The sequence below is a fragment of the Hyphomonas pacifica genome, assembly GCF_000682675.1.
Classification (GTDB): Bacteria; Pseudomonadota; Alphaproteobacteria; order Caulobacterales; family Hyphomonadaceae; genus Hyphomonas; species Hyphomonas pacifica.
Genome location: NZ_AWFA01000012.1, coordinates 21,406 through 36,705, shown reverse-complemented (window position 1 = coordinate 36,705; position 15,300 = coordinate 21,406). Strand labels below are relative to the sequence as shown.

Annotated in this window: 3 protein-coding genes; all 3 read left to right on the top strand. The window is 57.8% G+C overall.

Annotated elements, in window-relative coordinates:
- The first annotated feature begins 15 nt into the window (after positions 1-15).
- From HY2_RS05085 to HY2_RS16650, 3 genes are read left to right on the top strand one after another with little or no spacing between them, the layout of a single operon-like run.
- Positions 16-4,530, top strand: a complete 4,515-nt coding sequence (locus HY2_RS05085; RefSeq protein ID WP_034825353.1) for a type I polyketide synthase — start codon at positions 16-18, stop codon at positions 4,528-4,530.
- The gene (locus HY2_RS05080) at positions 4,527-10,928 is read left to right on the top strand and encodes a type I polyketide synthase (protein WP_034825352.1); all 6,402 of its coding nucleotides are present in this window, start codon (positions 4,527-4,529) and stop codon (positions 10,926-10,928) included. The genes HY2_RS05085 and HY2_RS05080 overlap by 4 nt, the downstream gene beginning before the upstream one ends.
- A complete protein-coding gene (locus tag HY2_RS16650) occupies positions 10,925-15,280 on the top strand; it encodes a type I polyketide synthase (protein ID WP_051594740.1) in 4,356 nt (1,451 codons plus the stop codon). Before HY2_RS05080 ends, HY2_RS16650 begins: the two co-directional genes overlap by 4 nt.
- Positions 15,281-15,300: the final 20 nt, after the last annotated feature.

Genomic DNA, 15,300 nt, shown 5'->3' with positions numbered 1-15,300 from the left:
AAGGCGATGTAAATCATGGCTGACACAACCAGATCTATTGCCATTATTGGCATGGCCTGCCGGTTTCCAGGCAGGGCCAGCACGCCTGCATCTTTCTGGGATGTACTGCGGGAAGGCCGGGACGTTGTAGGCGAAATCCCTGCTGACCGGATGGATGTCGACGGCCTTTATGATGACCAGCCCGCCAAGCCGGGCCACATCATGACACGCTATGGCGGGTATCTTGAAGATATTGACCGTTTCGATGCCGGCTTTTTCCATATCTCTCCGCGTGAAGCCGAGCGCATGGACCCGCAACAGCGCATTGTCTTGGAAACGGCATGGGAAGCGCTTGAAGATGCCGGGCTGGATGTCCGTAATCTTTCAGAGAGCCGCGTGGGGGTCTATGTCGGCCAATGGCTCAGCGACTTCGAGATGCGTCTCCTCAGTGACCCGACGATTACCGATTTCGAGATGACCACCGGCAGCGGCCGTTACACAACGGCAGGCCGTGTCTCACACTTTCTCGGGCTGATGGGGCCAAGCCTGACACTGGATACAGCCTGCTCCTCATCCCTAACCGCCGTGCACCTTGCGATGCAAAGCCTGCGCTCAGGCGAAACGGACATGGCACTGGCGGCAGGGGTAAATTTGATCCTCAGCCCTCACATTACCATAGGTTATTCACAAAGCCGGATGATGGCACCGGATGGACGCTGCAAGTTTGGGGACGCTTCCGGAAACGGCTATGTCCGCAGTGAAGGCGCTGGCGTTGTCCTGCTGAAACGCCTGGACCGCGCTTTGCAAGACGGGGATGAAATCCATGCCATCATCCGCGGCAGCGCGATCAATAATGATGGCCACTCCAGCGGCTCTTTCGGCACACCCAGCCGCAAGGGTCAGGAAGCCCTGCTGCGCGCGGCGCTGTTGGATGCGGATGTCTCTCCCGCCTCTGTCGACTATGTCGAAGCTCACGGCACCGGCACGCGAATGGGAGACCCTGTTGAACTCGGCGCCTTGAGCGCAGTAATGGGCAAAGGCCGCAGCACACCTCTGCGCGTTGGCTCTGTAAAGACAAATATCGGGCACACGGAAGGTGCCGCCGGAATGGCCGGCCTACTGAAAACGACCCTGGCCCTGAAGGCTGGCTGCATGCCGGCGAGCCTGCACTTTCAGACCCCCAATCCAGATATCGACTGGGAATCCGGTATGCTGGAAATTCCGGCCCGCGCGATACCCTGGACGGGTAAGTCACGCTATGCCGGTGTAAGCGGCTTTGGCATCGCCGGGTCCAATGCGCATCTCGTGCTGCAATCTGCTCCTGCCCAAAAGCTGACAGGGCGTGATGAGCCTCAGCCGTCACGGCCTGCCATCCTGCCGCTCTCTGCAGAAAGCGAAGATGCTTTGCGCGCTCTGGCTGGCGCATATGCAGACAAGCTGAAAGACATACCGGACCTGCCGGTTCATGCCCTTGCAGCCGCTGCGGCCATGCGACGGACCGCACTGACAGAGCGTGCCGCCTTTGTGCATCATGACCGCGTATCCATGATTGCCGCGCTGGAAGCCTTCAGCGGGGGGGCTGATAGCGCTGTTCGTGGACGCGCCTTTTCCGGTATGGCATCCAATGTCGTTTTTGCGGCACCCGGACAGGGCGGACAATGGATAGGCATGGCGCGGACACTGATGTCAGAAGAGCCTGCCTTTCGGGAGGCGCTGGAACAATGCGAACGTGCGTTGTCTTCTCTCGTCGACTGGTCGCTTACGGAGCAGATCAGCCTGAATGAAGCGGATGATGGCTGGCGTCTGGATGACATTGCAGTCATTCAGCCGACCCTTGCCGCGCTGGCCATCAGCTATGCCCGGTTGTGGAGTGTGCTTGGCGTTACGCCCGCAATGACCGTCGGCCACAGCATGGGGGAAGTTGCCGCAGCGGCCATTTCCGGTATCCTCAGCCTCGAAGACGCCATGCACGTGGTTGTCGCCCGCAGCCGCCTGATGGCGCGCACCAGCGGCAATGGCGGCATGGCACTGGTTGAGCTTTCCGACTCGGATCTCCTCGACCGCCTTGCCCCTTTTCACGGCAAGCTGGACATCGCCGCAAACAACAGTCCTCGCGCCAGCGTCATATCAGGCAATGTCAATGAACTGGAAACCGTTCTCGAAAGCCTGACGGCCGATGGCATATTCTGTAGGCGGATCAAGGTGGATGTGGCATCACATGGTCCGCAAATGGCAGACCTCGCGCCGCAGCTTGCCGCTGAACTTTCCGGTCTGGCACCACGCGCGCCGCATACCCCGATGATTTCAACCGTCCACGGTAAAATTTCCGAGGAGGAGAGCTTTGGTGCAAGCTATTGGGCCCGCAATCTGAGGGAGCCTGTCCGTTTCATGCAGGCCATTGAAGCCGCCATCACGGCTGGCGCGACAGCCTATGTTGAGCTTGGCCCGAACCCTGTCCTGCTAACCTCCATTGAACAAACCCTGTCTCATCATGAGGCCGGGGGAACGCTCACAGCCAGCGAACGCCGTGACCGGACCGCCATGGATGTGATGGCGGAAAGCCTTGCCACGCTTTGGGCCAATGGTACGGAGATCGACTGGGCCGCGTATGCAGGTAAAGCACCCCAGGGCATCTCCCTACCCCACTATCCTTGGCAGGGCAGCCGGTATTGGCATGAGGCTGCCGAACGTAACTCTCTTCACCAGATCGCACACAAGGCGCAGCTGACAGACCAGACCCGCCAGCTGCTGCACCAGATCGACTGGATCAAAACCGCGCGGCCCTCACCGCAGACAGCCTATGAAACGCAAGACTGGCTTGTGATTGGTGGGAGAGCAGATGATTCAGAGGCCATTTCCAACGCGCTTCAACAATCTGGCATACGTCCATATTGTTGCTCAGTGGAAGACGCCGAGACAACCATCACGGATAGCTCGACCTGGCAGGGTGTCATCATTGTCGCGCCCAAAGAGAATGCCGGCTATCTGCCTGTAAGGCTTCTGAACCTTGTGCGCGGCACCGCACAAAGCACCTGTCATTTCGTTTTTGTCACGCAAGGCGCAGTTTCCGTCGGCGAGGGTGACCAGCGCGTGAGCGTGGGGCAAGCCCCATTGATTGGGGCCATGCGTGTAACTGCCGATGAGCACCCGGAGTTCAGTTTCCGGATGATTGATGGCGACCCTGCGACGAACCTCAAGGAACAAGCCGCAGACATTGCCGCCCTTGCACTCTCGGACGAGTCTGAATCCGAAATCGCTCTGCGCGCTGGAGACTGCTTCGTTCCGCGCCTGCATGAGGCGCCAGAGGCGGGCATGCCCTCACATGATTTCCAAGTGAAACCAGGGGCAGCCTATCTGATCACTGGCGGGCTCAGCTCTCTAGGTCTGCGTGCGGCAACAGTGCTGGCCAAAGCCGGGGCCCGGCACATCATTCTGCTGTCACGCCGTGGATTGCCGCCTAGGTCAGACTGGCAAAGCATCGCAAAAGGATCAGAAACGGCGGACCGAATTGCGGGCGTGTTGGCCATTGAATCTGCCGGGGCTTCTATTGAAACCGCCGCGCTAGACATTTCCGACGAAAGCGCCGTCAACGCTTTCCTGAAAGCGCGCGAAGCCGAGATGCGCCCTACCATTCATGGCGTAATCCACCTCGCCACCAGCTATGAGACCCATCTCGCGGCCAATACGAGTGAGAGCACCTTCAACGCGGCTCTGGGGCCCAAGCTGGAAGGAGCGCGTCTCCTCGACCGTCTGTTACCGGAGCTTGATTTGTTTCTGCTCTACTCATCCACAATGAGCTTTGTGCCTCATCATGGTCTCGCAGGATATGCCGCAGCCAATTGCGGACTGGATGCCCTGGCTGCAGACCGGATCGCGCGCGGTAAAGCCGCCATGAGCATCGCCTGGGGACCATGGAAAGATCTCGGCCGCGCCGCTCTGGGGCATGTCGCCGATGAATTTGATGCCCGCGGAGAACTCTCTCTGGAGGCCGAAGAAGGGGACGCGCTGATTGGTTGGCTGCTAGGTCGCAACGGGAGCGGCATCAGTGCCTTTCGCATGGACTGGCCAACTTTTCAGGACAGCCGGGCTGGCCGCACCTTCAAGCTGTTTGAAGATTTGCTGGCCCAAGAGATGCCTGCCGATAATGCAGGCCGGAGCTTTGAAGCGCTTCCCCTTGAAGAACGGACCGCTGCTGCGAAGGTTTTTGTCCCTGCCAGTATCACAAAGGTTCTGAAACTGGGGCAGCAGGATATCGACTTGAACCGACCCTTGGGCGATTTGGGACTGAACTCCCTGATGGGAATTGAACTGCGCAATGCACTGGAGAAACATGTTGGCCGTCCCCTGCCGGCAACGCTGGCCTGGACTTATCCGACAGCCCGCGCCATTGTTGATTATCTGTGTACTGACACTGTTGCGCAGGGTATTACCCCCGCCAACCCGACCAACGCCAACAAGGCGTCGACCGGTGACTATGATGACAGCTTTTCTGAAATTGAAGACATGAGCGAAGAAGACGCCCTGGCGGCCCTTCTTGGAGACCGCAAGTGAGCCAAAATCCTGAAAACACAGACCGCGTTTCAACGGTCAAACTGGCTCTGATGGCACGGAATGCACGCGAGAAGATTGGCGCAACACTTGCGGCCGACCCAATTGCTATTGTTGGCATGGGCTGCCGCTTTCCAGGCGACAGCAAAACACCGGAAGAGTTCTGGTCATTCCTGCTAGAGAAGCGCAATGTCGTGTCCGGCATACCTTCAGATCGCTGGGATGCGGACAAATGGTATAGCGCAGACCCGGACGCGCCAGGCTTCAGCATTGCAGCAGGAGCGGCATTTCTGGACTCTGTCGACACGTTCGATGCGGGCTATTTCGGCATTCCCGCCCGTGAAGCCGATCAAATGGATCCTCAGCAACGCATATTTCTGGAAGTCGCCATAGAAGCGCTGGAAGATGCCGGGCTGCGGTTTGAGGATCTGCGCCGTTCCCGAACCGGCGTCTTCATTGCGAGCTATCATAATGATTACGCCCAGATGCTGTACCGCGATCCTGCCTCAATGGATCAGCGAACACTGACAGGCACTCTGCACAGCGTTCTGGCAAACAGGCTTTCTTATCTGCTTGATCTGAAGGGCCCCAGCATCTCTGTCGACACGGCCTGTTCCTCTTCACTGGTCGCCGTCCATATGGCCTGCCAGAGCCTCAGGACGGGGGAAAGCAACCTCGCCCTCGCGGGCGGTGTCTCCGTCATTCTCGCTCCGGAGCTGATGGTCTCCATGTCACGCCTCGGCTTCCTGGCTCCTGATGGCCGATGCAAGACATTTGATGCGAGTGCGGATGGATTTGGACGCGGTGAAGGCTGCGGCGTAATTGCCCTCAAACGGCTTTCCGACGCAATTGCCGATGGGGATCGCATCTGGTCTGTCATTCGCGGCTCGGCGGTAAATCAGGACGGCGAATCCACCCTATTGGCCGCACCGAATGTCCACGCTCAGGCCGCACTCGTGCGCGAAGCAGTCGTCAATGCTAAGGTTCACCCTGATGATGTCGTCTATGTTGAAACTCACGGAACAGGCACCATACTGGGCGACCCGATTGAAGTTGACGCTTTGGCAGAGACGATTGGAACTGCCGGCCCGAACCGCCCGGACTGTCTGCTTGGCAGTGTCAAAGCCAATATCGGACACCTGGAAGCAGGCGCCGGTATCGCCGGCATCATCAAGACATCTCTTGTCCTGTCGCATAAGCAGGTTCCGGGGCAACCTGGCTTTACTAAACTGAACCCGCACATCACTCTGGATCGCACCCGGCTCAAGATTGCCGAGGACCTCCAAGCGCTGCCTGCCACAACAGGAACACCCGCCGCAGGTGTCAGTTCATTTGGCGTCGGCGGCACCAATGCTCATATCGTGTTGGAAGCCGCGCCGAACCTGAAGAAACCGGCAATTGAAGAAAGCGCAGAACAGGTCTGGACCTTGCCGCTTTCCGCCCGGTCTCCTGAGGCCCTGAAGGCCAATGCGGCCTCATGGAAAGCGTGGCTGGACACACACGCCGCACCCTTGGCAGACATATGCTTCACGGCATCCCAACGCCGCTCGCATCAAACCTATCGCATGGCTGTCTCGGCTTCGTCGCGTGACGCGCTTGCGCAAAAACTGGCCGAGCGGATGGACAAAGTTGTTGAACCTGCTGCTCCGAATGTGTGCTTTGTGTTCTGCGGTCAGGGCCCTCAGCAGGCAAAAATGGGGTTCCAGCTTGCGGAGTCAGAGCCCCTCTTCGCTGAACATCTAAAACGTTGCGATACCATACTCCGTCCTCTGACCGGATGGTCATTGATCGAGGAAATTTCGCGCGAGGACAACGCTTCCCGCCTGAATGAGACAGCCTTTGCACAACCCGCCCTGACAGCCCTTCAAACGGGTCTTGTGGCCTTGCTTCAAAGCTGGGGCCTCTCGCCCAACTCTGTTACGGGCCACAGCGTCGGTGAGATCGCAGCCATGGAAGCTGCCGGCCTGCTATCTCTTGAGGAAGCCCTTCGCATCGCGGCACATCGTGGACGGATCATGCAGAAGGCCGATGGCACAGGCGCGATGGCATCTGTCTCACTTGACGAGTTGGCCGCCAGTGAGGCCATTGCACCATATGGCGACGCGCTCAGCATAGCCGCTGTAAATGCGCCAAACGAAATAGTCATCTCCGGAGACATGGAGGCGCTGGGCAGCCTGTTATCGTCATTGGATGCGCGCAGCGTAAATTACCGCCGTTTGCCCGTCCGCTACGCTTTCCATAGCGAGCAAATGGCACCCTTTGAACAAGAGCTTGTCGATACGCTAGGAGAGATAAAATCCACCCGCGGCAACGGCATTCAGGCGATTTCCACAATCACCGGAAAGCCTATTTCCCAAATTGATGCAGCGCATTTCGCGCGGGGCATTAGAGCTCCCGTCCTGTTTTCAAACGCAATCAAGCAGACGGCGCAAGACGAGCGCACGATCTATGTTGAGATCGGGCCACATCCGGTCCTGTCTGCATCAATTGCCGCGACACTTGAAAACACGGAGATGCCAGACGCCCCTATCGTTCCAGCCCTGCGCAGAGGTAGGGCGGATCGGGATATTCTGGGCGACTGCGTCGCGCGACTTTTTGAGACTGGCAGTTCCCCGAACTGGGCCGCTCTTCAGCCCAAAGGCAATGTTGTCTCCCTGCCGCCCTATGCATGGCAGCGCAAACGCTATTGGCGTGATGTCGCTGCTGCCGAGCCCGGCCTGGCAGGCCTTGATACAGGCCATCCGCTTTTGGGACATAGGCTGACAATCGCCTCCAATGATCTGGCAATTTTTCAGGGCTCGGCTACGAGAAGTCGCGACTGGTTGAAAGATCATAAAATCCTTGGGCAAACCATTGCACCCGGCACAGCTATGGTGGAAATTCTGGCCGCGGCAGCCAAGCAACTGGCCGGCCCAGGTGCTCGGCTGGAAGACTTCTCCATTTCCGCGCCTCTCCCCTGCTTCAGGCTGGACGGATCAGATGCCCAATGGCAAGTCATCGCCCGACGCAACAACTCGGAATGGCTGCTGCAACTTCACCTCATCTCAAATGATGAAACCGCCCCCCTGCCTCATCCGATCGCAGAGGCAACAGCAAGAGATCATCCAGACAGCCCACGCGAACAAGGCCCCAGAACTGATCCCGCTACACTGACGCACTCCCTTTCAGATTCAGATATCGAAACCTCTTTCCAAAAGATAGGTGCCGAATTCGGACCCGCTTTTCGCCTGCTGTCAAATGTAAGAATTGGGGAGCGTGTTGCGACAGGCAGCATCAACCTGCCATCTCATTTACTCCATGCAGCGCATTGCATCCATCCGAGCCTTCTCGACGCGGGCCTGCAGCTTTGCTCCTTGATGGCGAGAAACAGTGACACGGCCTGGCTGCCTATCGCGGTCCGGACTGCTATTCTACCGGCGCACACTTCCCTGTTCAGCCTCACGGCGGAAGCACGTCTACAGGAAAGTAACGATACGGATGGATTACTCGCAGATGTTATATTCCGTAATGAGACCGGTGACACCGTAGCCACGCTGGAGGGCGTACGCTTCGCTCCGGCCTCACGGCAGGCCCTGGCGGCAAGCCTTGCCACTCCTGTGGAACTATACACAACAGACTGGCATCCGATTGAACTGCAAAGTGCCAAAGTGGCAGCGTCCTGGCTGATCATTTCCGGTGACCATCAGGAATTGGCAAAAGCCCTGGCTGCTGGAAAAGATAATGCCCGCATTATCTCTGCCGCAGATCCGGAGGCCTTGGATAAAGCTCTCGATTGGCTGTCTACAGCCCCTGAGCCAAGACAAGTCTTGGACCTCAGCAGCCTAGATACCGATGACGCCATCGCCGTCATCAAGACAGGGCTCGCTCACGTCCAATGCGTCGCCAGCCGCGATGCATCCATCAGATATGCTTCAATATCCCAAGGCGCCTTTCAGACCGGACAAGAGCATTCGGCTCCCTCGATAAGCGGTCGCGCCCTCCAGGGCTTCGTATCAACCGCGGCGCTCGAACATCCAGAACTCGAAATACATTGCCTGGATATAGATCCGGATACAGATGAGGGTCATTACGAACAGGTCAGCGAAGCCGTCTGCGGCGCCGTCAGCGCTTCAGGGCCTGTCAAGCTGGCCCTGCGGGATGGCAAATGGTTCGCCCCTCGTCTCGCGCCCGCGAAACAGCTGGAGAGTGATGCCCCACTCGCGCTATGTCTTCCGGGAGATGCAGGCATTGACTCCCTCGTGCTGAAGGAAACGCCTCGTGTACCGCTCAGAAATGACAGTCTACGCATAGCCGTGCATGCAGCTGGCCTTAACTTCCGCGACGTGCTCAGCACACTCGGCATGTTGCCCGGAGCGATGCCGCCTCTGGGTGTGGAATGTGCAGGCGAGGTTATTGAAACAGGCGCGGCTGTTACGGCCCTAAAGCCGGGAGACCGGGTCTTCGGGTACGCACCCGGTGCGATTGCCGAAGAAGTGACTGCCCCCGCAAACTGGATGATGCCCATTCCAAGCGGGATGTCTGATGAAGTTGCCGCCGGACTGACTGTCACCTTTGGCACAGCATTCTATGGTCTGGACCGGCTGGCAAAGCTTCAAAAAGGCGAGCGCGTACTTATTCATGCGGGCGCTGGCGGCGTGGGGCTGGCTGCCATCAAAATTGCGCTGGCGCGCGGCGCAGACATTTTCACCACCGCAGGGTCTCAGGAAAAACGTGACATGCTGAAAGCGATGGGCGCTAGTCATGTCTTCGACTCCCGATCCCTTGAGTTTGAAAACCATGTTCTTGAGGCAACAAACGGCCAAGGCGTCGATGTCGTTCTGAATTCACTTTCCGGAGCTTTCATTCCAGCCAGTGTGCGCTGTCTATCCGAAACCGGGCGTTTCCTGGAGATCGGCAAACGCGACCTGATGTCTCCTGAAACCTTCCAAAGCATGAAGCCGAATGCGAGTTATCATGTCTACGATCTCGGACAGGATATTGAGGCAGGTATCGCACATCTGGCTCCGCTACTGTCAGATGTGCTCGACGGTCTCCAAAAAGGTCACCTCAGCCCTCTTCCTGTCCGCACCTTTGGCCTGGATCAGGCTGCAGAGGCCATGCGCTTTATGGCGGCTGCCAAACATACCGGAAAAATTGTGCTGCGAGTGCCGCCCCGTCGCAAACCCGTCATTCATGCGGATGGAAGCTATTTGATCACAGGCGGTCTTGGCGGTCTTGGTCTTTATACGGCGAAATGGCTCGCCTCACAGGGTGCAAAGCATATCGTGCTGACAGGCCGATCTGCTCCTGATGAGAAAGCCAAGAATATGATTACCGAGATTGAGGCAACGGGAGCGAGCGTTCATGTCTTTCAGGCCGATATTGGGGATAAGGATGCCGTAGCGGCTCTGTTGGCAACAATATCGGACACCCTGCCCACCATGAAGGGGATAGTACACGCCGCCGGCGCGCTGCGGGATGGCCCTGTAATGACGCGAACCCCGGAAGATGTTGATATCGTCGTCCAAGGAAAACTGCGCGGTGCAATGTTTCTGGACCAAATGACTCGCGACCTGTCGCTGGACTTTTTCGTTTTGTATTCCGCCGCAGGCGCAAGCCTTGGCGCGCCCGGACAGTCGCTTTATGCCGCCGCAAATTCCGGGCTGGATGCCTTGGCCGCAGCCCGGCGTCGCGATGGGTTTGCAGCCCTCAGCGTGGCATGGGGCTTCTGGAGCAACGCAGGCATGGGCGCACGACTTGCAGAGTCAGGCCGCGATACCTGGTCAACTCGCGGGCTAGGCGCAATTACACCTGAAAACGGCTTTCCGGCGATGGCAACCTTGCTGGCCAGTGGAAACCCTGCAGTGATGGCTGCCAAGGTTGATTGGGCCCGATTCCTGGAAACGGCACCTAAAGATATTGATCTCAGCATGTTCGACGGCCTTAGCCGGGATACGGGCTTAGCCGCAAGCAACACGCCCTCTTCTTCTGCTGCCCATGCCCTTCATAACCAGCTGGCAAGCCTTTCACGTGAAGCGATTAAGGTTGAACTGCGCCGTATTACCGAAAGCGCAGTACGCAGCATCATCGGAATGGACGAAACCGATGAGATTGGCCGCGCCGAGCCTTTGAAGGATCTTGGCCTCGACTCCCTGATGGCTGTGGAACTGCGCAATGATCTGGCCCGCACTCTGGGGCTTCGCCTTTCAGCGACCTTGCTGTTCGATTATCCAACGATTGACCGTCTTTGCGGCTATCTTGCAGAGCAATTCAGCCCTACCCTTAATGAAAAACCCGGCAGTGTTGGGGATGACACTGATGACCTCGACCATCTTTCTGATAAAGAGTTGGCGGAACTTCTGGAAGCGGAACTGAACGCTTCGGATGTGGGGCAAAAAACGGAAGGGGGACGCGGGGGATGACATCCTCTACCGAGCAAATGAAGCAGGCTCTGCTGGAAATCCGTCGCCTTCGCCGCGAGTTGGAAAACCGCAAACAGAACGCTGAGAAATCTGGACCGATCGCCATAGTGGGCGCGGGTCTCCGCCTACCGGGCGGTATATTTGACCTTGCCGGGTTTGAGACGCTGCTCACCGAAGGTCGTCATGCGATCAGCGAAATTCCGTCCAGCCGCTGGCAGGCCTCAGACATGCCCGCAGATCTGCCCCCATCCGCGCGCTACGGAGCATTTCTGGATCAAGTCGACCTGTTTGATGCCGAGTTCTTTGGAATTTCCGGCCTTGAAGCAGCAAGCATGGACCCTCAACAGCGTCTGGTGCTGGAAACCGGCTGGGAAGCCCTGGAGAATGCCGGTTACGCGCCCGACAAGCTGACAGATACCCCTCTCGGCATATATCTAGGCATGGCAAATAGCGACTATGGCCGCACTATGCTGTCGGACCTGCCTGCGATTGACCCATATTTCACATCTGGCTCATCTTTCTCCGTTGCAAGTGGACGGCTGGCCTATTTCCTGGGGACGAAAGGACCGGCAATTACACTCGACACGGCCTGTTCTTCGTCCCTGGTGGCACTGCATCTTGCCTGTCAGGCCCTGAAGGCCGGAGAGTGCGACATGGCACTCGCGGGGGGCGTGAACCTCATCCTCTCCCCTGAAGTGCACGTCAATTTCAGCCGGGCCAGCATGTTGGCCGAGGATGGGCTTTGCAAGACATTCGATGCGGATGCGGATGGATACGTCCGGGGCGAAGGCTGTGTAATATTCACCCTTCGCCGACTGGAAGATGCCCAAGCAGATGGAGATCACATTCTGGGAATCATCCGCGGAAGCGCGATCAATCAGGATGGCCGCAGCAACGGGCTGACAGCTCCAAACGGCCCTTCACAAGAGACCTTGATCCGCGAGGCTTTGAAGGAAGCCGGCGTCACGCCAGATCAGGTCTCTTATGTTGAGGCGCATGGCACTGGAACGCCGCTAGGCGATCCGATTGAAATGAATGCGCTCGCGCGCGCCTATGGGCGTGATCGCAAGGACGCTGCCCCCATATATGTCGGATCGGTGAAAACAAATCTGGGGCATCTGGAATCTGCTGCGGGCGCTGCCGGTATTCTAAAAAGCCTGGTTGCCCTCAAGTCCGGACGGCTGTCGGCACATCTGAACTTCAAAACCCCCAATCCGCACATTGATTGGGATACAATATCCGTGCACGTACCAACCGAAGGGCAAGCTTGGCCAGAAATGAATGGCCCACGGCTCTCCGGGGTCAGCTCTTTCGGGTTCAGCGGCACAAATGCGCACATCATTCTGGAACAGCCTCATGTGGCTGAAGCAGCCGCACCCGCAGAGCACCTTTCCTGGCAAATCTTCCCACTGTCGGCACGTAGCCCCGCCGCTCTTCTCAGCCTGGCAGGCAAGATGGCTGCGACGTTGGAAGATAGTCATCATTCGCTTGCGGACACCTGTTTCACAGCAGGCGCTGGACGCGCACATTTTCCCTCTCGCCTGGCTGTCGCGACCAGGTCGAGAGACGACCTCGTTTCAGCACTGAAAACAGTTCAGGAAGGCAAAGCCCATCCGGATGTTACACCGGGCCGGGCTGTCGCAGGCAAGCCACCACGCATAGCATTCCTGTTCACCGGCCAAGGCGCGCAATATGCACAAATGGGGCGGGAGCTTTACGAAACGCAACCTGTCTACCGCAACGCTATAGATCAGTGCGCTGATATATTAGGCGACACTGTTCCCGGCGGACTGGTCGCTGCGCTTCATGCCGTCGCGGACACCTCCCGACTTCAAGACCCGAGCACAGCGCAGCCGGCCCTGTTTGCGCTGGAATATGCGCTGGCAAAGCTGTGGATATCATTCGGCGTAAAAGCCGAAGCCCTTTGCGGGCACAGCCTTGGTGAATTCGTTGCGGCGACACTATCGGGCGTCATGCCATTGGAAGATGCCCTGCGCCTTGTCGTAGAACGCGGCAAGCTGACGGCGGAGGCAGGTGCTGGCGGCATGATGGCCAGCGTGTTTGCTGATGAAGATACATTGCGGAACATAATCTCTGCGTCCCCGTCCATTGAGATCGCTGCCTATAATGGCCCGGCCAATCATGTATTGAGCGGGCCTTCATCCGACCTGGAGCCCCTTGTGGCCCGATTGAATGCGGATGGTATCCGCGCCGATATTTTGCGCATTGCCTTCGCAGCGCATTGCAAACTGGTCGATCCGGTCGTGGACCGCTTCCGCGCAGCGGCCGAGCGAGTACGTTTCGACAAGGCCAGCATACCAATCGTATCAAACCTGACAGGCGGCTACGGAGCCGAAATATCGACTGCGGAGCATTGGTCTAACCATCTGCGCCAGCCAGTACGCTTTTCTGATAGTATCCGTACCCTGCTGGACGCAGGCATTACACATTTCATTGAAATTGGCCCTCACCCGGTCCTGTCAGGAATGGCGGCGGACATCGCAACCGGTGCCGACACATCCGCGCCGGTGTTCCTGCCCTCCTTGCGACGTGATGGAAATCCGGGGCAAGATCTCGCGAGCAGTGTAGGTCGCCTCTATGTGGACGGCGCAGGCATCGATCCGGCATGCCTTGCGCGCTCTGCCTGTCCCAAACGCATCAGCCTGCCAACCTACCCGTTTGAGCGGACACGCCACTGGCACTCCAGCGCACCGCAGCCCGGTGGCACCAGGCATATTTACGCAGACCTTTCCTGGTCCAGACTCTGTACACGTCTTGATCGGGAATCTGTGCGTGGGCCTCTCGGCTTTGATGCCTCAGCTTATCCGAAAAAATGGCAAGATCTGGCAGAATTCCGCCGCCTATTGATCATATCCTTGTTATGTGAAGCCGGGCTGTTTGCAGCTGATGGCGAGACCCACAGGATGGACGCCATCATATCCAGCATGAAAGTGTGTGACGCACTCGTCCCACTAGCGACACGCTGGATGCAATCTCTTGCAGACAGCGGCGATCTGACGATTTCCGATGAATACGTGACCGCACCGCAGGCACTGCAAGCCCCGGATCTTGACGCCGGCAGAGCGACGGTAAGGCAAGCCCTGAGCGACAATATCCCACTATGCAATTATATCCTGCACTGTGCAGACTTGCTTGGCCCTGTGCTGAGGGGTGACATCAGCCCGCTGGAAACCTTGTTCCCCGGCGGAGACTTTTCCGTTGCGCTCGATCTCTATGAGCGTTCGGCGACAATGCAATACATGAATGGCCTTGCTGCCGCGGCAGTGGATGCTCTCGCCTCTGCCCGACCGGGACTGAAAATTCTGGAAGCTGGTGCCGGCACGGGAGGCACAAGCGCCGCTGTGCTGGACACATTACGGGACACCAATTCTACTTATCACTATACGGATGTCTCGGACCTATTCCTTGATCGTGCACGCACGCGGTTCCGCAATGTGCCGGACATGAAGTTTGCCTTGTTTGACCTAGAGCGCCCTCCTGAAGAACAGGGCTTCCAGACAGGAAGTTACGATATTGTCCTAGCGTCCAATGCCGTCCATGCGGTTCGCAATCTGCCAGAGACACTGACATATTTGCGCAGTCTTTTGCGCCCGTCCGGCACACTTGTTCTTGTTGAATCCACAACGCATTTTGCATGGTTTGACGTAACCACGGGTCTGATTGAGGGCTGGCGTCATGCCGAAGATGATCTGCGGGATGATTTGGCGCTGCTCAATGCTCCAAAATGGCGGGCAGCGCTTCTGGACGCCGGATTTGCCTCTGCAGAAACGTGGCCCCGCGATGGCTCCACCGGTGAGGCAATTGGCCAGCATCTGGTAGTGGCACGCACCTCATCTGACGAAATGTCTTCCAGCACAGGTGAGATCATTGCAGAACCACAATTCATGGACATGCCGGAGCTCGAAGCAGATCCGGAGATCCAATCTGCACTGGAAGCAATTGAGGCTGCCCTGCCGAAAGAACGACCGCAGGCCATTTGCGACCTTCTGCGCAAACGCGTGATGGCGCTTCTCCGTCGTCGGACGGATCAGCCTCCCGGCGATCACGAACGACTGCTCGATATCGGGCTGGACTCTCTTATGGCTGTTCAATTGAGAAACGCGCTCGCCCAGGATCTGGACATTCCGGGTGGTTTGCCAACGACGCTGGTATTCGACTACCCAACCCTCACTGCCATGGCAGAGTACCTCGCCGAACTCACTCAACGAGACAGCCCTGAACCCGCTGCGGCACCGACACCACCCAATACGCAACATACTGATCATACCGACATAGCGGATATGACAGACGAAGAAGTCGAAGCGCTTCTGATGGAACGCCTGAAGAAATGACCTCCCAACCACCCAGCAGC

Excerpts from the sequence above, each read along its gene's own strand:
- HY2_RS16650 (WP_051594740.1), top strand. The coding sequence starts at position 10,925 with ATGACATCCTCTACCGAGCAAATGAAGCAGGCTCTGCTGGAAATCCGT.
- HY2_RS05085 (WP_034825353.1), top strand. The coding sequence starts at position 16 with ATGGCTGACACAACCAGATCTATTGCCATTATTGGCATGGCCTGCCGG.